General features: G+C 38.6%; 22 protein-coding genes. 3 read left to right on the top strand and 19 right to left on the bottom strand.

The annotated features are described in order from the left end of the window. Window positions 1-47 precede the first annotated feature (47 nt). The 6 genes from G601_RS0111715 to G601_RS0111740 all read right to left on the bottom strand — a co-directional run bounded on the left by G601_RS0111715 (window position 48) and on the right by G601_RS0111740 (window position 5,124). Window positions 48-893, bottom strand: a complete 846-nt coding sequence (locus G601_RS0111715) for a hypothetical protein (RefSeq protein WP_026665475.1) — start codon at window positions 891-893, stop codon at window positions 48-50. Between the two features lie 40 nt (window positions 894-933). After that, complete coding sequence (locus G601_RS0111720; RefSeq protein ID WP_026665476.1) at window positions 934-2,739, bottom strand: hypothetical protein; 1,806 nt, start codon at window positions 2,737-2,739, stop codon at window positions 934-936. Window positions 2,740-2,781: 42 nt separating this feature from the next. After that, window positions 2,782-3,111: a LytTR family DNA-binding domain-containing protein gene (locus tag G601_RS27440; RefSeq protein ID WP_051205789.1), complete on the bottom strand. Its 330-nt coding sequence runs from the start codon at window positions 3,109-3,111 to the stop codon at window positions 2,782-2,784. A gap of 236 nt (window positions 3,112-3,347) precedes the next feature. Next, window positions 3,348-3,797: a hypothetical protein gene (locus tag G601_RS0111730; protein ID WP_026492125.1), complete on the bottom strand. Its 450-nt coding sequence runs from the start codon at window positions 3,795-3,797 to the stop codon at window positions 3,348-3,350. Between the two features lie 136 nt (window positions 3,798-3,933). Continuing rightward, window positions 3,934-4,245, bottom strand: coding sequence for a hypothetical protein (locus tag G601_RS0111735; RefSeq protein WP_155834525.1), 312 nt, complete (start codon window positions 4,243-4,245; stop codon window positions 3,934-3,936). Between the two features lie 39 nt (window positions 4,246-4,284). After that, entirely contained in the window at window positions 4,285-5,124 is an 840-nt protein-coding gene (locus G601_RS0111740) for a tetratricopeptide repeat protein (protein WP_026665478.1), read from the bottom strand. Window positions 5,125-5,237: 113 nt separating this feature from the next. Here G601_RS0111740 and G601_RS0111745 point away from each other — a divergent pair, with 113 nt between their 5' ends. Then, entirely contained in the window at window positions 5,238-5,588 is a 351-nt protein-coding gene (locus tag G601_RS0111745) for a helix-turn-helix transcriptional regulator (RefSeq protein WP_026665479.1), read from the top strand. Between the two features lie 318 nt (window positions 5,589-5,906). Here the strand turns inward: G601_RS0111745 and G601_RS0111750 are convergent, their stop codons facing one another. From G601_RS0111750 to G601_RS23040, 6 genes are all read right to left on the bottom strand, one after another. After that, window positions 5,907-6,452 (bottom strand): type III toxin-antitoxin system ToxN/AbiQ family toxin, encoded by a 546-nt coding sequence (locus G601_RS0111750; protein ID WP_026665480.1) that lies wholly within the window; start codon window positions 6,450-6,452, stop codon window positions 5,907-5,909. Between the two features lie 539 nt (window positions 6,453-6,991). Then, on the bottom strand, window positions 6,992-7,297 hold the full coding sequence (locus G601_RS0111760; protein WP_026665482.1) for a hypothetical protein: 306 nt from the start codon (window positions 7,295-7,297) through the stop codon (window positions 6,992-6,994). Between the two features lie 41 nt (window positions 7,298-7,338). Continuing rightward, entirely contained in the window at window positions 7,339-9,600 is a 2,262-nt protein-coding gene (locus G601_RS0111765; protein ID WP_026665483.1) for an extracellular solute-binding protein, read from the bottom strand. 355 nt (window positions 9,601-9,955) lie between these two features. Beyond that, window positions 9,956-11,053, bottom strand: a complete 1,098-nt coding sequence (locus G601_RS23030) for a nucleotidyl transferase AbiEii/AbiGii toxin family protein (RefSeq protein ID WP_081673510.1) — start codon at window positions 11,051-11,053, stop codon at window positions 9,956-9,958. Then, window positions 11,040-11,771 (bottom strand): DUF6577 family protein, encoded by a 732-nt coding sequence (locus G601_RS23035; RefSeq protein ID WP_051205791.1) that lies wholly within the window; start codon window positions 11,769-11,771, stop codon window positions 11,040-11,042. The genes G601_RS23030 and G601_RS23035 overlap by 14 nt, the downstream gene beginning before the upstream one ends. Before the next feature lie 235 nt (window positions 11,772-12,006). Beyond that, complete coding sequence (locus G601_RS23040; protein ID WP_051205792.1) at window positions 12,007-12,987, bottom strand: C39 family peptidase; 981 nt, start codon at window positions 12,985-12,987, stop codon at window positions 12,007-12,009. A 290-nt stretch (window positions 12,988-13,277) separates the two neighbouring features. Between G601_RS23040 and G601_RS0111785 the strand changes: the two genes are divergently transcribed. Together G601_RS0111785 and G601_RS0111790 are read left to right on the top strand one after the other, a co-directional pair. Beyond that, window positions 13,278-13,610, top strand: coding sequence for a PadR family transcriptional regulator (locus G601_RS0111785; protein ID WP_026528441.1), 333 nt, complete (start codon window positions 13,278-13,280; stop codon window positions 13,608-13,610). Between the two features lie 17 nt (window positions 13,611-13,627). After that, the gene (locus tag G601_RS0111790) at window positions 13,628-15,001 is read left to right on the top strand and encodes an FtsW/RodA/SpoVE family cell cycle protein (protein WP_026665484.1); all 1,374 of its coding nucleotides are present in this window, start codon (window positions 13,628-13,630) and stop codon (window positions 14,999-15,001) included. Window positions 15,002-15,260: 259 nt separating this feature from the next. Here G601_RS0111790 and G601_RS0111795 read toward each other — a convergent pair whose 3' ends face one another. From G601_RS0111795 to G601_RS0111825, 7 genes are all read right to left on the bottom strand, one after another. Further along, a complete protein-coding gene (locus G601_RS0111795; protein ID WP_155834526.1) occupies window positions 15,261-15,572 on the bottom strand; it encodes a hypothetical protein in 312 nt (103 codons plus the stop codon). 39 nt (window positions 15,573-15,611) lie between these two features. After that, the gene (locus tag G601_RS0111800) at window positions 15,612-16,676 is read right to left on the bottom strand and encodes a helix-turn-helix domain-containing protein (protein WP_026665486.1); all 1,065 of its coding nucleotides are present in this window, start codon (window positions 16,674-16,676) and stop codon (window positions 15,612-15,614) included. 376 nt (window positions 16,677-17,052) lie between these two features. Then, the gene (locus tag G601_RS0111805; RefSeq protein WP_026665487.1) at window positions 17,053-17,451 is read right to left on the bottom strand and encodes a hypothetical protein; all 399 of its coding nucleotides are present in this window, start codon (window positions 17,449-17,451) and stop codon (window positions 17,053-17,055) included. 110 nt (window positions 17,452-17,561) lie between these two features. Further along, a complete protein-coding gene (locus G601_RS0111810; protein WP_026665488.1) occupies window positions 17,562-18,872 on the bottom strand; it encodes a leucine-rich repeat domain-containing protein in 1,311 nt (436 codons plus the stop codon). 361 nt (window positions 18,873-19,233) lie between these two features. Next, window positions 19,234-20,133 carry a DUF4367 domain-containing protein gene (locus G601_RS0111815; protein WP_026665489.1) on the bottom strand — a complete coding sequence of 300 codons (900 nt, stop codon included), beginning with the start codon at window positions 20,131-20,133 and terminating at the stop codon, window positions 19,234-19,236. Further along, window positions 20,117-20,671, bottom strand: a complete 555-nt coding sequence (locus G601_RS25080) for an RNA polymerase sigma factor (protein WP_051205794.1) — start codon at window positions 20,669-20,671, stop codon at window positions 20,117-20,119. Before G601_RS25080 ends, G601_RS0111815 begins: the two co-directional genes overlap by 17 nt. After that, window positions 20,672-21,328: a hypothetical protein gene (locus G601_RS0111825; RefSeq protein WP_026665490.1), complete on the bottom strand. Its 657-nt coding sequence runs from the start codon at window positions 21,326-21,328 to the stop codon at window positions 20,672-20,674. Between the last annotated feature and the right edge of the window lie 83 nt (window positions 21,329-21,411).

Consider the following 21,411-nt stretch of genomic DNA (forward strand, 5'->3'; position numbering starts at 1 on the left):
CTGTATCATCCTGCGTCATACATTACTCATGGCATCATAAATTCATTTTACGTCCTCATTTTTGGGAATTGCACATCAAAAATATCGATTCCATATGGGATATCTATTGTTCTATCTTCCTTTAATTCATATTCTTGCCCAGCAAAGGTGAATTTTGATCCTACAGGATAGTCTTTGAATAATGCACTTCCCCTTTTGTTGTACATTTCATAAGTGGCATCATACTCAAATTTTCTTACACACACCCCTGCATTTCCGTTGGAATAATAGTATTCTTGTTTTCTTGACCCTGATTCCACGCAAAAGAATCCTTCTTTTATGCCAGCGTCACCAAGCATCTGTTTCTGTTCTTCTGCACTGAAATAAAGTCCCAAGTATGTCCCATCACCAGAAAGCATATTCCAAAATTTAGTAATCTGGTAACTATTATTATTTTGTCTTCCAGCCAGCTGATCTGAATAAGGCTGATTAATCCTGTCATGATCACAGGCAAAAGTATGTGTATACCCGCTACGGTCCGTATACTTGTAATAATTTCCATTCTCAAACCGAACTGTGTTGTTAATTGCCTGAATTGGGGAACACCAATCAGTATCAATCGAAGGAAGGTCTTTTTTTAATAGTTTTTTTCCATTGACTGTAATCGAATCAACAGATTCACCATGATTCCTATGAATGTCCATGTAATTGAAATTAATCGCATCCATGACAGATCTTGATAATTTCGATTTATTCATCAACTTTTTGGAATAGGTAATAGAAGGCGATATTAGTCCATGAACATATTCATCACGTTGAGTTCTGTTTCCCTTACTACGAGCTATTGTTGCATTTGAACCTTTGTATAGTAGCATTTGCGTCAAACTCAAATTAGGTTTCCTTTGTACCCTCACTAATATCGCCTCCTAACCCTAATTGAAGTATAGTAGTTTATCAAGCATTCTTTTTCTTCTGTAAAACTGCCCAGTTAGCCAGGTCAAGGAAATCATTTCTGGGTGTTCTTGCATTAGCACGCTGCTCAGCCCACATATTATCCATGAAGTTACAGAACTCATCGAAAGAATAACGTTTGCTGCCATTGCCGTACATGTACCATCTGCTCGCCGCATTGGGATCTTGCTCAAGCAGTCGTTCTCTGGTGGACTTCCAGTTTTTGTTAAGCTCCTGCTGGTTACTGGCAACCTTTTCGCCCATCATTCTTATGAACTCGTATCCATCCATAGCCTTCTGAATCTTGCCATTCTTCCAGTTTTCTTCGATGATGTTCTTTACTCTTTCTGCCTCTTTCTCTCTGCTTTCCTGCGCTTTGCTAGCAGCCTCTTTTGACTCCTCTACGTTTTTATCGGTATCTCCAAGAAGTTTCTCCCATTCTTCATCAGTCAGGTCGCCCAGATCCTTGTCACCGCCCTGTGATAAAAAGAGATTACGGGTCTCTTCAAGCATCTTTAGAACAACTGACGCGTCAATGGTCTCACCAGTCCTCTCCTTAGTGAAAGAAACTTTGGAATCTGACAGGGCACTATTCCAATTCTGCTTCTTTGTCATAGCCTCATCAAAGTTTGAGTAACTGTTTTCTGAAAGAGGGTCTATAACGCTTTTCATGGAATGGAAACTGCCAAAAGAGTCCGAGGTGCCTGTTCCATGTGCATCGGCATACTGACAATATGCAAACATCTCTATTACAGTAGCATTCTTGGGATCAACTTCATCAACGTTCACATCAATATCATGATCATGTACATGAACCCTGACTATCTTGTCATCAGAACCTGGCTTAATGACCTCTGAAGCAGTCATGACATAGCTGTTATTATTTCCTACCGGAATTGTTCCCATTCCATGAAGTGGTCTTACTTCCAGTTCTCCCAGATACTCTTCGCTCTCTTCTGGGTTATTTTCTGTTTTTTCAGCACCACCAATTTCTCTTGTTCCTTCAAAGGTTATTGACTGGAACCTAAAGCTGGTGCTCCCAAATGTACCAAAACCTCCTGTATCTCCCCAGACTTTTGCACCATTAAAGCTTGTTGCTGTAGCAGCAGGGTCCGGTGAGATGCCGATTCCGATACCCGATGTCATCATAACTTCCATAAGCCTGTTTATATGCGACAGAAGCTGCTCTGCTCCAAGTGTACTTACACCCATAAGCTGATAGTTTTTGATTGAACCATCAAGCTCAGACATATAGTTCTTTTTCTCAAAAATATCATTAGGTGCAACACTATCCACAGCTCCCATAGCCTCATCTGCCAGACCTTCTGTATCCCGGATATATGAGCAAAGTGCTGCAAACTCCGTAAAGTCAGAATCTGTTGGATCTACATTATACGGGTCGATCTCCTTTGAAAACTCATTTCCGTTTTCATCAGTGCCTGTGGCGGTATATTTTCTGGTATCACCATCCACATCTATCCTGATCTGGAACTGCTGCATTACTCTCTGATAGGAATAAGCCGTTTTTCCATCTGCAAGCTGCGTCGCACCAAATCCGGAGTTCCAGATATTAGCAGTTATAATGCGAGTATAGCCCTTCTTCGCTGGTGTATCTTCCTTAGCTACTGCGTCAGTAAGCTCCGGCGTTTCCTCATCCTTATCAAGAACCGCACTCTGAAAATCTCCGCTGCCAATAGTCTGGTTTGAATAATAGTGGGCACTCTGCACATACGCACTCTGGGTGTAATAATAATTTCCGTTTGTAATGGTATTTGACATAAGTGTTCCTTTCTGCGGCTCATCTGTCATTCAAAGCCGCTCCACTCTCCTGAAAGGCCCGAGCGGATGCTATTAACATTCTTTCCATAAATCATATTGCTCTTTTACCCATTTATATCTGGCTCGTGGTATAGTAAACGTTTCACCGGTCTTTAGCGTCAGCAGATAATTCGATACCTTAGTCACATATCTCAGATTTATCAGATAACTCCTGTGACATCGAATAAATCCATACGGCAAAAGAGATTCTTCAATTTCATCAAGTTTTTTATATAACCTGTATTGCACCTCCTTTTTGTCCTCACTAACATGAAACACATTAAGTCTTCGGTCTGTCTGGACATAGATAATGTTTTCTGGTTCAATCTCATGCTCCCCTCCGACAAATGGGAATGTAATCAAGAATTATCACCTTCCTTCAAGCTATTCTCACAATGGTCACAAATCTTAGATCCCCGACAAAAACAAATGCCGAATACCATGAATTTTCAATCCATTGATATCCGGCAAATCCTTTGCTTTTATTATTATCGGAATATGCTTTTCACAAATTTATAAGGATGTCATGAATAGACGGTTATAATACTTGAAGGGCATATTAACAGATGAAACTATTTGCACCTTTTGACGGATATACCTTATGTTCCATATAGCATTTTCCTACGCTCAATTGCTTTTTCAGTCAGTTCCTTTTGCATATCCTGCCGTTTCTGATACTCCTGGAGCTGTTTTTTCTGTCTTGCAGTCTTCTGTGCTCTGCGCTGGGCATTTGTATTGTTATTATTACGCTGTCTGTTTTGAGTACTCTGGCTTCTTATCTGGTTCATGAGTTCTTCCAGTTTTTCATCCTCTGTCAGCAGTTCTGCCTCTCGACCCTTTATAGCCATGTCAACATGCTGGATTGTTCCGGCTTCGCCGTTTTCTTTAAGGAACACACCTGTTTTTCTCACTTTGCCGTCAAGAACCTGATCTGCCCCGTCCATACGGAATTCTGTCTCTTCTGCTCCAAGGAAAATAGCACCAACTCCGGCATCCTTAAGGCTCTTTAATTCATCACCCTCTTCACTTTTTTTGCATACATAGTTCATCCTCCGAATTATTATTCCTATTTATATAACGCACGAAGTACCCATTTCGTGACATAAAATATAGAAAAAATTGAAATTTTTCATAAAAAAGTAGGTACCAGCAAAACACTGGTACCCACCACTATGCAACAATTTCTTAATCAGAAACCTGCTCCGTTTCCTGAGTCCGGCATAAAGGAAAACTCCCAATTTTCACTCTGCCCGCCTGTAATATATGCCGTCTAAAAAGCCTTATAAATACAGCTTTCAATCTGCCCAAAGAGTATTTTTCCCTCTTCTTAACATCCGCATCCCCCATTTGCCACATTTCAGCATACGATACAGTGCGTTCCAATCGTTCATTTTTCGCCCATGTTGGAACAGTATGCAAATCTCTTTTACTTATTCCATATTTTGCTTCTATTATTGTCTGGGTATCCATGATGATTTCCTCCATTAACTTCCTCATGAAATACCCTTCGGCCGAAAGGTTTTATATCCTTTAATACTATTTTATCTTGTCTATCAGTCTTCTCTTTTCCTCGCAAAGAGCGTCAACATCCGCGCCTTCAGTGATGTTCCATTCTTCTTCCAGATACTTGATCTGAAGCTCAACATACCTGATGGCATCTTCATATTTTCCAAGTATTTCATAAATCCTTGCCTGTGCCTGGAGATGATCCATGCAAATATGTTCCTTGTGGTTAGTTATATATATTTCCTCAGCCTTGTGATATCTTTCCAAAGCCTCCTCATGTTTTGCATTGGATGCATATATGCCTGCTACTTCAAACATCGCATCGTAGTTGTCATGGAACTTTTCCTCAATATCAGAAACTATTTTCCATGCATCCTCAGCACGATACTCAGCAAAAGCAATATATGCTTCATATACCGGAACTAAAACATCCTTATGATCAGGCAATTTTGAATAAGAATCCAAATATACAGCAGCCTCCTTAGTGCGATGATCAGCGATCAGGTTATTCATAAGGAACAGATAATTCCTGCCTATTTCAGGATGTTTTTCTACTAAATCCTTGAAAAACTCTATAGTACTGTTATGCTGTCTTGCGTTCCAGTCCCAGACTACTGCCCCTTCACTTTTTTGCAGGAGCCACTGATCCTCCTTTGCATTAGGATGAAAATTCATAGCTTTTCTTGCATACAAGCTAACATATCTGCTGTCACTAACTATTCTGTGATGATAAAGATGGGCCAGGAACGTGTAAATCCTGCCATCCATCCTGTCCGGATGGTTCTCATCATACTCATCTTTTATATCCAGCAGGAACTCCTTTGTATTATTAAACGCTTCATCCGTGAGCTCATTTTCATAATCAAGCATGTTTTCGATACGGTGGAGCTTTAGCTCTACTGATACGACAATATTCTACAATTATTCTTGTAAGAACTGAAATGAAGCTTCGTTTCTTCAAAATCATATAAGGAGACGCGAAAATGAATATTGGAAACAAGATAAAGGCACTTCGTTTAAAATCTAGTACAACGCAGGAGGCTCTTGCAGACGCATTAGGAGTAAGCAGTCAGTCTATATCTAAGTGGGAGAACAATGTGTGTGCCCCGGATATATCACTGCTCCCGTCCATATCGGAATTCTTTGGTGTTACAATTGATGAGCTGTTTGATCTATCGCCCACAATGACGCAGTTTTCTAGTCGGTACAACCTGAGGTTGATTATTTATTCTTGTATTTTGTCATTCTTCCCCGGTCTTTTTAATATCTTCAGGGATATATACAAGCCCCACCTCGTCCAGTCTCACATCATATTTGAGACTATGATACTTTAGCGTGCGAAAGTTTATTGCTCTCACATGCCTATTTTATGGCATTCCTGCGATGATATGCTTTTTAAACAAAAACTCAGTCTCACGGTAGTCTCAAAATTTCATGAGACTACCATGAGACTAACTTGAGACCACATCAGTTCAAATTGTCCATGTTCAATCCAATCATCTATATATTGTAGTCGATTGGTTCTTTTGATGGAATATCTTGTATAAATATTCCAATTATTCCACTCATTCCACGGCTTTTTAGAAGTTTTTGTTGACATTTTGTTGATATTATCCGGTAGCAACCACTTGTTATGAATGTGGTTACATAAGTCATTTTTTCAAAAACTTATCTGCTATCTTCTCTAACTCTGTAAACTTAGAAGATCTCTTCACCAAATTTCTATTTTTATCTGGCTTGTTTGTCACCAGATCATACACTTTGTTTGCCCTATTCTCGATCGTATCAGCATGATCTCTGCACCATTTTAGCTGCTTTTGCATAAGTTCTTTATGATTTTTTATCTCGATAACATCATTCTTGTGTATTGTTAAATCCACTTTCTGTATAACGCTATCTATAACAGGAATCATATTATTGATGTTAAGAACACCTATAAGTTTACTTGTTCCATCCTCATTTTTCTTACTATCATCAAAAATTTTGATAAAATCAACCTGACTTTTCTTGTTCTGGAATTTAGGCTTTGGCGAAGTAAGTGGTATACAGTAATGCCTGCCATTGAGAAGTACAACAACTCCAACAAATGGTCTGTTCTCCTTTCCTCTCTGCGGAGATATAGACATAACATTATCATCCGCATTGGACAAATCCCTGATATATTTTAAGTCAATGTAGTAAAAGTTCAGTTTCTTCAAGTAACCATGCTCCTTAATAAATCGAGTAGGCTGACTCCTACTCGATTTCGCACACGAACATTCCGCACTTCGTGCTCCATGTTCTTACAACCGGCAAATGAATTTGTATGCAAGCATCCATTCGCTTGCCGGTCTTGTGCAACAAATAACGAGCTACGTCGCATGACGCAGCTCGTAAAATTCCTTTTCGCCGGTAGGGCTCCCATCTTAATAAAGTTCCCATTTGTTTTATATGGTAGGGCTCCCATCTGATAAAGCTCCCGATTATTTTATATGGTGGGGCTCCCATCTGATAAAGTTCCCATTTCGCTTGGTAAGGAAACCAATACATCTATTCGATGTAACTAAATACTAACATCTCCAAACATATGTTGCAATATCAAAAATACACAAATAATTTTCATTATAGTTAGACGTGATTACATTCCCCTATTGTCGTTAAACGGCTATGTGCTAACTTTGTGTAATCGCCGGTCCTTTGGAGTTCCTGGGCTCGGATTAGTATGTCTGGAATATCTTTATTCATATTTCTTTCCACGCTATTTACCATTATTTCTTCGAATATTAGCTGTGTCCTGAACTGCTTCAGGCAACCAATCTGCTTTGACATAATCAAGCGGAATAACCAACTCTTGAATTTTGTCATCCTTGCCAGGCCTCTTGATATCGTCTGGCAAATAATCCAGCCCGACCTCCCTTAAGCTCATGACACTATCATAAATCCAGCCAACAGCCTGATTATCACAATACAAACAATAACACCCAAACATCTTTTTTACTTTTACATCAAGCTTTATGAGTGCGTCTAACCATTCTTGAACTATTTGCGGATCTTCATAAGCCATCTTATTCCCTCCGTAATGGTAACGCTATTACAGTTCCTATTTTATTTTTCATCCAAATAGATCTGCACCCTGCTATTCATCACGTTTGCAGCTTCTTCTGCTGTTCTTTCTCCCGCAAAGAACGGGGCCAGTTCCTCGGAGATGATATCACCAATATAAAACAGTTCGTAATTTATGGGACTAGCTTCCTCTGCCATTTTCTTTAACTTATTTGCATTTTCTTCAGATAAACCTTCTGTTTTATAGCTTATTCCATTCATATAGCTGGAAGTTCCCTCAGATACCTCATTTGCCTGAGCAAGCTCCAGTTCCCTATAAAAAGCTTCTTTTTCTACCGGGAAATGACCACCATACTTCTGCTCATTAGTTTTCGAATACTTACTCTGCGCATTCTTCATCTGGGCATCGTGAGAAATGATAAACTTAAGGAACTCTTTTGCACCTTCAGGGCAGGTCGCCTTTGCATTAAGATACAGCATATTGCAAAAGGCATACGCACCGCTGCCTTCATTTCTCGGATATCCGGCAAGAGATACATTTCCATCAAAACAGGCATCAAGGTAATTCATCACTTCTGGACTACCTACGCTCAGATTTTCAGATATTATCTTCCCTGCGTCGATTTTTTCCTTATAGTTGTTTTCATTGATGTTATCTGGACAAGCATATTTTGAGGCAAACTTTATCAGTTCTACAAATTCAGGGCTATCAAGATGGCTTTTCCTGTTATTCCAGTCAATAAAGGAAGGATTAGTTTCGTCCAAAAGTCCATAATAGAAAACGATATCTTCCCCTGATGTATTAAGTGCTACTGCCTCTGCATCAGCTTCTTTGGTTATCTCCAACAGTTCATTAAGTGAGACGGAAGCTCTGTCACCAAGAATTCTACCAGGATATGCTGCAGTTTCCATGTAGAATTCATAAGGGATTCCATATTGTTCACCCTCGAACTGTCCGTTCTGGAGTACAGCACCAAAATATTTTGATTTATCCTGAATCAGATCACCCACAGAATTTATCAGTCCATTTTGAACCATGTCCTTCTGTTCCATTATTCCATTGACAATGAGGTCAGGTCCTGTGCCAGTAAGAAATGCTTTCTTAAGATCCGTCTGATATTTCTCCATATCCTCAGGATCTTCAGGAAGACTAACATTTATGTGATAATCTGCATTAGTCCGGTTAAACATGGCTATATAGTAATCAAGACTGGCAATCTTAAAGGGCATGGAAATAACAACTTCCTGCTTTTCCGCTTCTCTTTTTGAGTCGAGATCAGCCTCCAGTACATAATGGCTGCCTTCAAAGTCAGTAAGCACTTTAAGAGTGTTATCCTGTTTTTCAATCTTACTGATATTACTTAGGAAGTATCCCCTGTTTTTCCAGTCTATAAGCTTATCCTCACTGCCGTCCTCTTTCAGAAGCATTAGTGATTCAGTATCAGTAACGTACCAGCCATCTGTTGTTTTAGCCATAGCCTGAATAGCAGATATATCACCATCGACTTTATAGGAAAAAGCGCTTTCCTTTTCGTCCACCGCACCTGCACAAAATGTCTCTTCGTTATTACCATACCAAATCGCAGAAGCATCTTCTGACAAGTCTATTCCTTCAATTTTACCGGAATAATTGTCCTGACGGATTTCTTTTGTGCTGAGATTATATGAGATAATCCTGTTTTCAGCAGGATAGTTCTTATAGGAATAAACAGTATCTTTCCCATCAAAAAAGAACTGGTTGTCAGACCATTGGTTTTCCGGTTCTTTTTCCGTGACAGGATACTCTGAGATCAGTGAAAAAGCACCATCAGCATCCATTTTTCCAAATGCATAGTAGTTCTTATCACCATCCAGATATCCTGATGAGACAAAGTAAACCGCATCTTCATAGATTCCTGCTATCCTGCAAGGTTTATAGCCATGGCGGATATCTACAGATTCGTATTCTCCATCCAGGTTCAAATATGGGGCCTCATAATTCTTCCACTCATCGAACGGATACTCAGAAATCTGGATATAATATCCCAAATCCATTTCATCATTATATTCCGTATCCTGTCCCCAAAGCTGAGCAAGGCGATAAACCTTATTCCCAGCCATTTTTATATCAAGTTCCTTAATCCAGTCGCCACTATTCTTGATCAGACCGGAATCCGCATCCGGTAATTCATGCTCTTTTATCTGGCATTCAAATATCTTTTTGCTTTCGGCTGGTTCCAAGCCACCTATAGCATTCTTATCTCCACAAGCACTGCACAATACCACAGCAGCACATAATAATCCTATGCCTCTTACTTTTTTCATACCCTATAGAATCCTCCAAACATTTCCCCCACGCCATATTATACCCATAAAAAAACAGTACACTAATCAAATATGACTCATGTACTGCTCAGATACTGCTAACTTTTAATGCTAATACTCTAATAAACCTATGGCGCAAAAATAGCTCCTGCTCCAGAAAAGAGCATCTCCCTACAGAAATTTTTCCAGATGCTCACGATATTTGATCCTGACTTCTTTAGAGAGCTGTGACTTTAATAATAATGACACGTCTGAAACCCAGACAGAAAGGAGCTTCTGGCACCGTCTTCTGAGAGGGCCCCCTGTACTATACATGTTTAATTAAGCTTGCAAATGAAAATATGTCCTGTGCAAATCAATCATACCTCAAAGGCCTGTTCTGCACATGATCCTGCATGCGCAAGTAGTCATCGCCCAATAGTGCTATTGCCTCTTTTAGATACAAACCAGCTGTTTTATTCGCTTTACGGATATAACTTATAGACTTTATAACCTTGTTATTCTCCAGATCGATTTTTTCAGAAGCTTTACCGCTTATTGTATTATCACAGTAGTCCACGTCCCTGTATATGCAGGAACAAAGGTACATCAGCTCACAAGCCCTAAATGACACCGTATTTCTGTTTAATTCCACATCAAACAAATGCCCCTGAATTCGATCGATACCGGAATTGTATATTTCATATTCCTCACTGTTTATACGGCCATTTCCAATAATGCACAAGCAGCTTTCAATTGTATCTTCAAGTATCTGATCAGAGCTTATAGACAGATTTCTGTATGTCATCTCGGTATTAGCAACTACTCTGAATGTATCCTTAACATAACCGAAATTATCCATCACTCTGAACAGTGTAGTACAGTCATGGAACTGCTTGATTATTTCCATATCCTTGTCTATGAGAAAAGGTATTCCTGTAGTGTGTGGCGCAAATGCTGTAAGCTTATCGCCAAGGATACAGTTCACGTCAGGCATTCTCACATATAACGGATCTCCGGAAGTCAGGATAAGACTGCTTTCTATAGGTTTATCAATTACAGAGGCATAATGCTCATTTTCATACAATACATCCAGCAGGATTGTTATCGTATCATTCATTATCGGCGACTGGTAAAAGAATCTGAAATGCCGTTTCTCTATGTTGCCATGTCCAGGTCTGATACTTTCCTGATAATCGACAAAAGGAAATATCTTTCCTGCCTCTTCAATATAGCTTTCAACATCCGTTCCCGGAGCTACCATAATATCGATGTCTGTGGACAGTCTTTTAGGGCTATCCAGAAGCAGCATCAGACAGCTTCCACCCTTAAAGACAAACTTAAGCCCTGTCCTGCTGATGGCTTCTAATAGTCCAAAAGCATACATTGCTCTTTCAGCTATAAATCTGTCACTTCCGTACTTCTTGGCAAGTCCGTCTATGTGTTCAAGCAAGTAATTCTCAGGTATTATCAATTTCTATTCCTCCTTCAGCCATTGCTGACTGTATTTCAGGCAGTTTGCCTCTTCTTCGGGCATATCGGAACATTTTATTATTATCTAGATGGTATTTTTCATAAGCTATCCGGAGCGCTTCAGGATACTCACTCTTACTGAACATATACATAAGTGACTGATCAGAGAGCATATCAACAAAAACTTTTTCTAGGGGAGTATCATACTTATGTGCTTTTCCCCTTGGAGCCTCGCTGATTCGATCTAGCACTATAACAGAATCAGCTTTCCAATACCTACGAAGGTCATCCTTTCTGGGTTTGTACAACACAGTCCTTTTGCTCATGCTCTCTGTATCCCTAAAGACAAACTCACTTAGTTCTTTTTCAACATACAGAAAAATGGTATTCTTAGCTATCTGATGATTCAAGAACTCGTTGAGCATTGTAGTCTCAAAAATGGAGTACTCTGTATCCGGGAAGAATTTCTCCATGAAATCTATTATTATTTCTGACTGTTCAGAGTATTGGGGAGAGTAGTCTCTTTTATATGTTCTGCCTATCCTGTATGTGTTCCGGCCACTTCTGTAAACCTCCCCGTTTGCCAGCATTTTCTGCATTTGCCAGTTAAAGGAGTTATATGAGAACCCATTCACATTTTCACATAAATACTCATAAAGCTCTCGTCTGGAATAATCCTTTTCGCTATCAAGTTTTTCTATAAGCGTAGTAGTATCCATATCTGTCACCTAATCTCCCTGTACTTTAATTATAAACAAAAGCAGATTAGCAATCAATATATATCGGCAATATTTTAAAATATTGCCGATATATATTATCGTTATATGGTCACAAAAAGACCTGGTCAAAATCACCTACCGCACAAATCCCTGGAAAAAGAATTATATATTTTCCTTTGTATGTTTGACATCAACTAGATATTTTCCATCATTGACATCTATAGTGTCGGTTATCCTAAGCATTACTATACTTCCATACACTTTTCATCTGTGATACCAAAGAATCAACATCCCAATGCTTGCTACTATTTTTAGGACTGTTAGGATCGTTCACTATTATTTTTCCTTCTGCATCAATTCCTGTCAGCACTATGAAATGTCCTGTTTTTGTAAAATCTCCGGGTGACATTGAACAGATCATCGGCGCCTTACTGGATAAATTAGCCAAGATGTAATCTGATGAAACATCGCCGGTAACTACATTTAATCCATAGTGTTTGGCACCTTCTGTCATTATAGACCAGGATGTACCTTCTCCATATGTGTAAAAACCTTCATTTGATGCATACGTTGCAACAACGAATGGATTAAGCTCCGAATCATTCTTAAGGCCGCATGCCACCATAGCTAAACAAGTAGGCCCGCAACCGGCAACGCCTACATAATTTGCGCCATAGTTTCTATATCCCCATCGCTTGTCCCACTGAATAAAAAGTGGAATATCAGATGCAGCCATTTCCGCTGTGACATCCATATCTAAATCTTTATCAACGTATTCCGTGAAATTTTGGACGTATTCTCTTGCTTCCGGATATTTTTCACCGAACTCAATTACATTTTCCGGAACATCTTTATGAGTATCTTGATTAAAAAAATTGTAACCACCAAACCCTAGCCCAACCAGAAGTAATACAATCAATGTAAAAGTTAAAGCAGGCTTTCTGGGTACTCTTTGTTTTTTGACGGATTTTTGGCCGTTTTTGTTCGTGTTGCCGTTCTCAAGACGCCCAGACACATTCACTGTAGATTTATTATTTCTTTTGATTCTAATTATTCCTATCCCGCAGTGGATTATTGCTGCAAAAATAAGAATAGAGAATGCCGCTTTATCGGTTAACCAGGATGGAGCAAAAAGATAGTCCAATGCTATAAGACCTACAAATATCAAGATTAACAGAAAAATGCCACGTAAAATCCATAACAATACTCGTTTCATACCCACTTACGTCCCCTTTTAAGTATCCCCTATAATTGTATGAAAACTCTGATCATCTGTAAAATAAAAAGTTGAAAGCCACAAAACTTTTCATCTTTCATTTTTCATAATAATTCGTGTCATATTTTACTCTTATATTCCGATAACTGATATTTAATTGTAGTTTTTGCCACCATAATAGTTTTGTATAGACTATATCGAAACAATATTATCCCTTGACTTATATCGATTATCGATATAGTATATAGATAATCAATATAAAGATATTCGATATATAAGGAGGGACTGTAATGAATACCATAGATAAGACTTTACTTTCCGGTAGTATGAGCACAATGTTGTTAAAGTTACTCTCAGAAAACGATATGTATGGTTACGAAATGATTGAAGCTCTTCGGGCACGATCACAAAATGTTTTCGAATTAAAAGCCGGCACGCTATATCCTCTTTTGCATACGCTGGAATCCAAAAAATATCTCATATCCTACGAAAAGTCCGGGAATGGAAAAATAAGAAAATATTATTCCATAACCAAAGAAGGCAGGAAATACCTAAAAAGCAAGTTGGAAGAATGGGAGACCTATAGTACAGCGGTTGCAAGTGTGCTTGCATTCAGCATTTAAGGGAGGAGACCGGCATAATGAACTTAGAAGAATACCTTAATGAACTGAAAAATCAGATCAGAGATAAACACGCTAAAGAATTTGTTGTCAACGAATTTCTTGCCCATATCGAGGATCAGGCTGCTGATCTGCAGCAGGATGGAATGGACCATGAGCAGGCACTTACAAAAGCAGTTGAGGAAATGGGGGACCCTGTGAGTGTCGGCGTCAGTCTTGACCGTATCCACAGGCCTCATATGGAGTGGAAATTCCTGATATTTACAATTTTTATAAGTGTGCTGAGCATTGGTGCATTATATGTAATTTGTGCTGCAATGCCATTAGAAATCACTGGTAATATATTTTTTAAGCACATAGCCTCTATAGCAATAGGATTAGTAGCCATGCTTATTGCTTACAGGCTTGATTATACTATTCTCGCAGAAAAAAGCCGTATAATCGCAGCTCTGTTTTTGCTTATTATGACGCTCCTTCCCATTCCGTTTGGTCAGACGATAAACGGAAGCAATAGGTGGCTTTGCATCGGAGGAATCACTCTTTCAATCCAGGCTCTGTTTTTATTGTATTTGCCACTTTTTGCAGGGATACTATATGAGTACCGAAATAAAGGTATTTCCGCTGTCATAAAGATCTTTGGCTGGATGATTGCACCGCTCCTATCTCGCTTACTGTACAGTGATGCCCGCGGTCCCTTTGCACTGTTCATGCTGTTTGCAGAATTCATCCTCTTTATACTTGCTCTGCGTAAAAACTGGTATGCTGTGAAAAAACGCGCTTTACTTCTCGGAGGCGGTTTCATTTTTTCAGTTATAGCTGCAGCAGTTGCTATTTTATGCATCAATTTAAGAAGTTATCAAGTTGCACGTTTACAAAATTGGATTTCTCACATAGGTCTTTTCACCAGAAGTATGGATGAAGACGGTATGTTGTACGTGAACTCCAGGCTGGATTATACATTCCTTCACAGCAATTTCATCGGGAAAAGCGACAGCGCCATAAATATCATGAAAGACATGGCAGGAATGACCGGAGACCTCATATTAGGCTCAGTTGCCGCTACATGTGGCATTGCTGCAGTAGTCGTAATAATGATAAGCCTTGTCGTTTTATCGATATATATATTTAACATTTCTCTTAAACAGAGAAACAGCCTCGGATATATCGTTGGGTGTTCCAGCGGCATTCTGATAGCTGTAGAAAGCATATCAAACATCCTGATTGTGTTTGGACTACTTCCGCTTACATCAACTACGCTGCCCTTTTTCACAAGTAGTATGAGTTATATTATTGTGGATTATATTCTCTTGGGATTAGTGCTATCAATTTACAGATATAAGGATATCCGTATAGAAAAGGAACCTGTTGGTTCGACGGTCGTAAAAGCAGAATAACAATATAACTGCTTACAAACAATCATTAGAACATAAAGTTATAAAGTCCGGTTGGAATTCCAATCGGACTTACTTTTACTCATATATTTTATCCCATTCATCGTCGAGAATACTACCAAAATATGATCCATGATTCTCTAGACTATTGTTATTTATTAAATTACATAACAATAGCATCTGATATCATCACGGAAGCAATATTTTCATAAAAAAGTAGGTACCAGCATAACACTGGTACCCACCACTATGCGCCTATTTCTTAATCAGAAGCCTGCTCCGTTTCATGAGTCTGACCTAAAGGAAAACTTCTAATTTTCACTCTGTTCGCCTGGAATATATGCTGTCTGAAAAGTCCTTTAAATATAGCTTTCAAGCTGCCCAGAGAGTACTTGTCCCACTTCTTTACATCTGCATCTCCCATCTGCCACATTTCCGTGAGTGGCACAGTGCGCTCCAACCGTTCATTTTTCGCCCATGTTGGAACAGTATGCAAATCTCTTTTACTTATTCCATATTTTGCTTCTATTATTGTCTGGGTATCCATGATGATTTCCTCCATTAACTTCCTCATGAAATACCCTTCGGCCGAAAGGTTTTATATCCTTTAATACTATTTTATCTTGTCTATCAGTCTTCTCTTTTCCTCGCAAAGAGCGTCAACATCCGCGCCTTCAGTGATGTTCCATTCTTCTTCCAGATACTTGATCTGAAGCTCAACATACCTGATGGCATCTTCATATTTTCCAAGTATTTCATAAATTCTTGCCTGTGCCTGGAGATGATCCATGCAAATATGCTCCTTGTGGTTAGTTACATATATTTCCTCAGCTTTGTGATATCTTTCCAAAGCCTCCTCATATCTTGCATTGGATGCATAAATGCCTGCTACTTCAAATATCGCATCATAGCTGTCACGGAACTCTTCCTCAATATCAGATACTTTTTTCCATGCATCCTCAGCACGATACTCAGCAAAAGCAATATATGCTTCATATACAGGAACAAGTACATCCTTATGATCCGGAAGCTCTGAATATGAAGTCAGATAATCTGCAGCCTCTTTAGTGCGATGATCCGCGATCAGGTTATCCATAAGAAACAGATAATTCCTGCCGATTTCAGGATACTTTTCTACCAATTCCTTGAAAAACTCTATAGTACTGTTATGCTGCCTTGCGTTCCAGTCCCAAACAACTGCACTTTCACTCTTTTGCAGAAGCCACTGATCCTCCTTCGCATCAGGATGAAAAATCATGGCTTTTCTTGCATACAGGCTAACATATCTGCTGTCACTAACTATTCTGTGATGATAAAGATGAGCCAGGAACGTGTAAATCCTGCCATCCATCCTGTCAGGATGACTCTCATCATACTCATCTTTTATATCCAGCAGGAACTCCTTTGTATTATTAAACGCTTCATCCGTGAGCTCATTTTCATAATCAAGCATGTTTTCGATACGATGCAGCTTCTGCTCTACAGATAGATCAAACAGTTCATCAATCGTAACCCCAAAGAATTCCGATATGGACGGGAGCAGTGATATATCCGGAGCACACACATTGTTCTCCCACTTAGATATAGACTGACTGCTTACTCCTAGCGCATCTGCAAGAGCCTCCTGCGTTGTACTAGACTTTAAACGAAGTGCCTTAATTTTGTTCCCAATATTCATTTTCGCGTCTCCTTATATGATTTTGAAGAAACGAAGCTTCATTTCAGTTCTTACAACAATAATTGTAGAATATTGTCTTATCAGCCACAATGACGCAGTTTTCAAGTCGGTACAACCTGAGGTTGATTATTTATTCTTGTATTTTGTCATTCTTCCCCGGTCTTTTTAATATCTTCAGGGATATATACAAGCCCACCTCGTCCAGTCTCACATCATATTTGAGACTATGATACTTTAGTGTGCGAAAGTTCATTGCTCTCACATGCCTATTTTATGGCATTCCCGCGATGATATGCTCTTTAAACAAAAACTCAGTCTCACGGTAGTCTCAAAATCTCATGAGACTACCATGAGACTAACTTGAGACCACATCAGTTCAAATTGTCCATGTTCCATCTTTCTTGTTATAATTTGCCCCAGTGACCTGTTTAATCTTAGCGTATTCTCTGAACACAGTCGCTCTCGAAAGAGATAAATCCGACATAACCTGTTCTACAGAAAGGTGCTTGTTCTCACAGATCATGTCGTAAATCTTCTGCTGGCGCTCAGTTAATGTCTTATTATCCTCTGCCTCAGCTGCAGCAGATTTATTCAACGGAATTGAAATCCTAAACACATCATCCTCAAACAATTCCGGTTTTCCCCCATCTACATATATTGGAGTATACATATATAGGTTTCTAACACCGGATCCAATTGAGTCAGTCCTACCTATATTTGCAAAAAAGCTCTGAATAAGCGGATTTTTTGGATATGGTGTAAATTCATCACTCATGATGTTTCCATAGATATTACAACTTTTTTACAGACTGATATTTAAAGAATAAGTACTTATAGAAATAATAGGAGCTGCGCACTGTCATTGTGCAACAGCCCCTACTCTGATTATGATACTTTCTTAAAGCGTGTTTTTTGAGCACCAGCCTTTTTCATAAGCTGTTTGAGTTTTGAGAATTGCCTTGAATTCATATCTCTGACTTCAACCTTCATCTTCTGAGGTGTGCCACCAAATGCATCTTTGCCTATGCGGCTTAGCTTGCCTTCCGATATGGATAATTCTTTTAATGACGAGCAGTTAAAGAAGGCTCGTGTCTTTATTTTCGAGAAATTCTCAGCTCTTGTAATGTAAACATTCTTAATGTTGGAGCAGCCTTCAAATGCACTTTTACCAATGTATCTGATATTTCCTTCATAAAGCATTATTGAAGTAATATTCTGATTGTCTTTAAATGCATTATTTGCAATACCTACTATATCGTAGCGTTCATAACCAATGCCATCAACGTATGACATTGGATCCACGCCTTCCATTTCACCTGGTGTAGCAGAAGGACTAAATCCTGTGATTTCTACTTCACCGCGATGCTTCTTAGTTGCAGGTTTGATGACTTTGTAAGAAAATTCACCGGAAGTAAAGGCTGCGCCCTTAGGAAGCTTTAGCATTACATCAGACTCATCAGGTAATCTTTTCTTTTTGCTCTCCTTCTTAGGTTCCTCTATTTTGAAATAAACCTTTTGAGCACCGGCTTTTTTGAAAAGTTTATTTATCTTTGATGCATGCTTGGTACTCATTTTGTAGGTATCTATTCTTATTATTGGACTTGTGTTTCTTAAAGCATCTGTTCCTACAGATTTTAATGTGTCCTCAGTTAAGTAAAAATTATTTAAACTTTTGCAATTATAGAAAGCGCGATCCTTAATTGTTGTTATTTTCTCATTTGAACTAAAGTACTGAAGGTTAGTACAGCCTTCGAAGGCACTTATGCCTACATACTGGACGTTAGTTCCGCCGATAGAAAAATGTCGAATGGTCTTATCATCTTTAAATGCATTATCTGCAATTCCGATTATCTTATATGGGGCGTACTCCTCCATATCTTCACTATCAAGCATAATATATAAGTTATTGCGGTCAAAATATTTGGGATTTTTTTGGGACCAATCATAATTCTGGTTGATTCCTGCAACTTCAATCTCGATTTTCTTGTTTTTCTTTGAAGCGGTCTTTACAACCCTATAGAATAGTGGTTCGCTGTCTTCGTCATCAATAACCAGATCACCAACCTTAAGCTTGCCATCTTCTATATATTCATTAGACGGATATAGAGTTGCGGCATCAGCCTTAATAGAATGAACATTAAATGCAGCTGCAATAGAAACTGCAGCAAATAGTGTAAAACAAAATCTCTTTTTCATACCTTCTTATCTCCTATATATATTTTTAATAGTTACATACTAATAACGTTTGAACATATCATTTCGTGACACAAAAAATAAAAAAAGAAAAAATTTTTTTCATAATAAACGCAAGATGCATATTTCATCAGAAATACGCCCAACGCTTTTCTATATTGTGAAATAAATGTATTCTTGACTATTGTAAAAAGTTATGCACGGAAATCTTTTAGGCCATCATATTTCGAAATGGCACCGAGCGTCTTGAAAAAATCTCTTGTGCAAATTCCTCTGCGGCAGCCCCATTTTGAGTAAAACATTACAAAAAGATCAAAAACTACCGTCCCCAAGAAGGTGTAAAATAATTATTTTCCAAAAGCTTTTATTGCCTCACAACCCCTTCAGCAATCCTGATAAATTCTTCTTTACTTGCCTTTCCGGTTACATAAAGTGCGTATCCATCTATGCTTGTCGCGAGACTTCCATGTGTTCCGTCATGATATAAGTATCCTGATGAGCCATTTATCTCTATACTCTCTTTAGTCATATTTTCAGTATTTAAATAGGCATTGGCCTCAGGCATACATATGCTTACATCTAATAAATCCCCATTTGCATCCGAATATGTATAAGTTGCAAAACCAGTCACAACGTCATAGGAATACAAGTGATATCTTTCCGGAATGAACGTGGGTTTATATGATCCCAAACTCGGAGCACCATCATTACTCCCATTAATATGAAACAGAGTATACTGTCTTGTGCTTTCAATGAACCAGTTTACAACATTTTCCCTGAACTGCGCATTTACACCCATCGCTGTTACAAATGAAATGATTCCTATTAAAAGAACGGCTGCAACTGCATTCCCTATTGTCCTTAAAGCACCTCTCCAGGTATATTTTTCTGCTTCCTTCATCATTTTACTGATGTTTCTTCTGCACGCTTTTTCCATCGAAGAATCGCTTATTCGACAGTTTTCCGCAAGTCCCAAATGTCTTGCCAGCATGCGTTCAAAAAACTGTTGTTTCTCTTTTACATCGCTGATCCCGTAAAATATCTCTATCCCTTCTTCTGAGAGATTGAATACATAGTTACCTGTGAGGATGTTCTGTTCCTCATCAGGAAGTTTTGATATCATCTTTGTTAACTTGCGTATTTCTATTATCCCTAGCTTTTTTTCCTTAGAATTCTCACCCCATGAAGATAATGTCGTTTCCATAGATGATAATATGTCTTCTACTCTGATTTTGCTCAGTATGCTATCAAAAACCGCTTCCATCTTTATCCTCCATGTACGATTTCCTGAGTTTATCTATAATTCTCTGATTTCGCTTTCGCACGGTTTCCTCCGAGATGTCAAAAATTACAGCGATTTCCTTATATTTCATTCCATAAGCATATTTTAAGGAAACAAATTCTTTTTCTTCATCTGATAAAACTGATAACAATTTACTAACAGCCAGCTTTTCTTCTGAATTCAGCATTTCCTGTTCAGGTTCACTCTGCCCCGTACTCTCTAGTTGCAGCTGTTCCTCGGCACCATATACATACCTCTCGTTCTTTCTTAAAATGTCCATTGAACAGTTCTTCACTATAACAACGCAGAATGGTCTTAAATCGTGACATGGTAAATCAGAAATTTTTTTGATGTTTTTGATAATTCTAAGATAAGCCTCGCTCACAGCGTCTTCCGCCATGGTCTGTGAACCGGTAATATTCCGGGAAATATTCATGAAAAAAGCATGATAGTCTTTATATATTTTTTTGACAAGATCCTGCTGTTCTTCTTCAAGCAGGGTAAAGAGTAAGATTAGCACTTAATTTTTCCTCACGGCTGATTTATATTTTGTGCATAAAACGGCATCTATAAAAATAGCACATATGAATACCACCAAATAGTATATAGTCACCACTGTAAGCGGCCACAGCTTAAATGTAAGTGCATAAAACAGCCACTCTCTGTAACAAACGCTAAGAAAAATGACTAATACGGTTATAAAAGGTGTTATACCAAACGGAATATCTTTTGTTTGAAGCTGATATAAAGCGAATATCGTCATTAAAATGTTAATAAAGGCAATAATCCCAAATATACAGGTATATAGAGGGCCGACATCGGATGTTTTTAATGAAAACAGATGTATATCCTTATCCAATAACCAGTATCCTCCAAACATAAGGACAGTCATGATGATCCATGACACTATAGCAATAGCCCTGAAAATATGAGAATAACCAGCCTGAGCATCAAACAAACTTGAACGATTCTTTACCGAAAGCATTATCAGAATTATATAGCATACTGCCATAAGAGCCAGGTCAGCCCTTTCGTCCCAGTTATAGCCTGCACCTGATAATACAAATAAAATAAAAAAGCGCCCCACCAAAATGAACATAAGGATAATCCCAGCTACTACAGCCCACTTTTTTCTTGCTGCCTCTTTGATAAGCTGCCCGGTTTTTTCTTTGTCCATGATAAGCCCTCCTATGAAAAGGATGCTATATCTCTTCTAGTAATGCAATCTATTGTAGCGAGACTCCTTAAATAGCGATTCAA

The sequence above is a fragment of the Butyrivibrio sp. FC2001 genome (assembly GCF_000424125.1).
Taxonomy (GTDB): Bacteria; Bacillota; Clostridia; order Lachnospirales; family Lachnospiraceae; genus Butyrivibrio.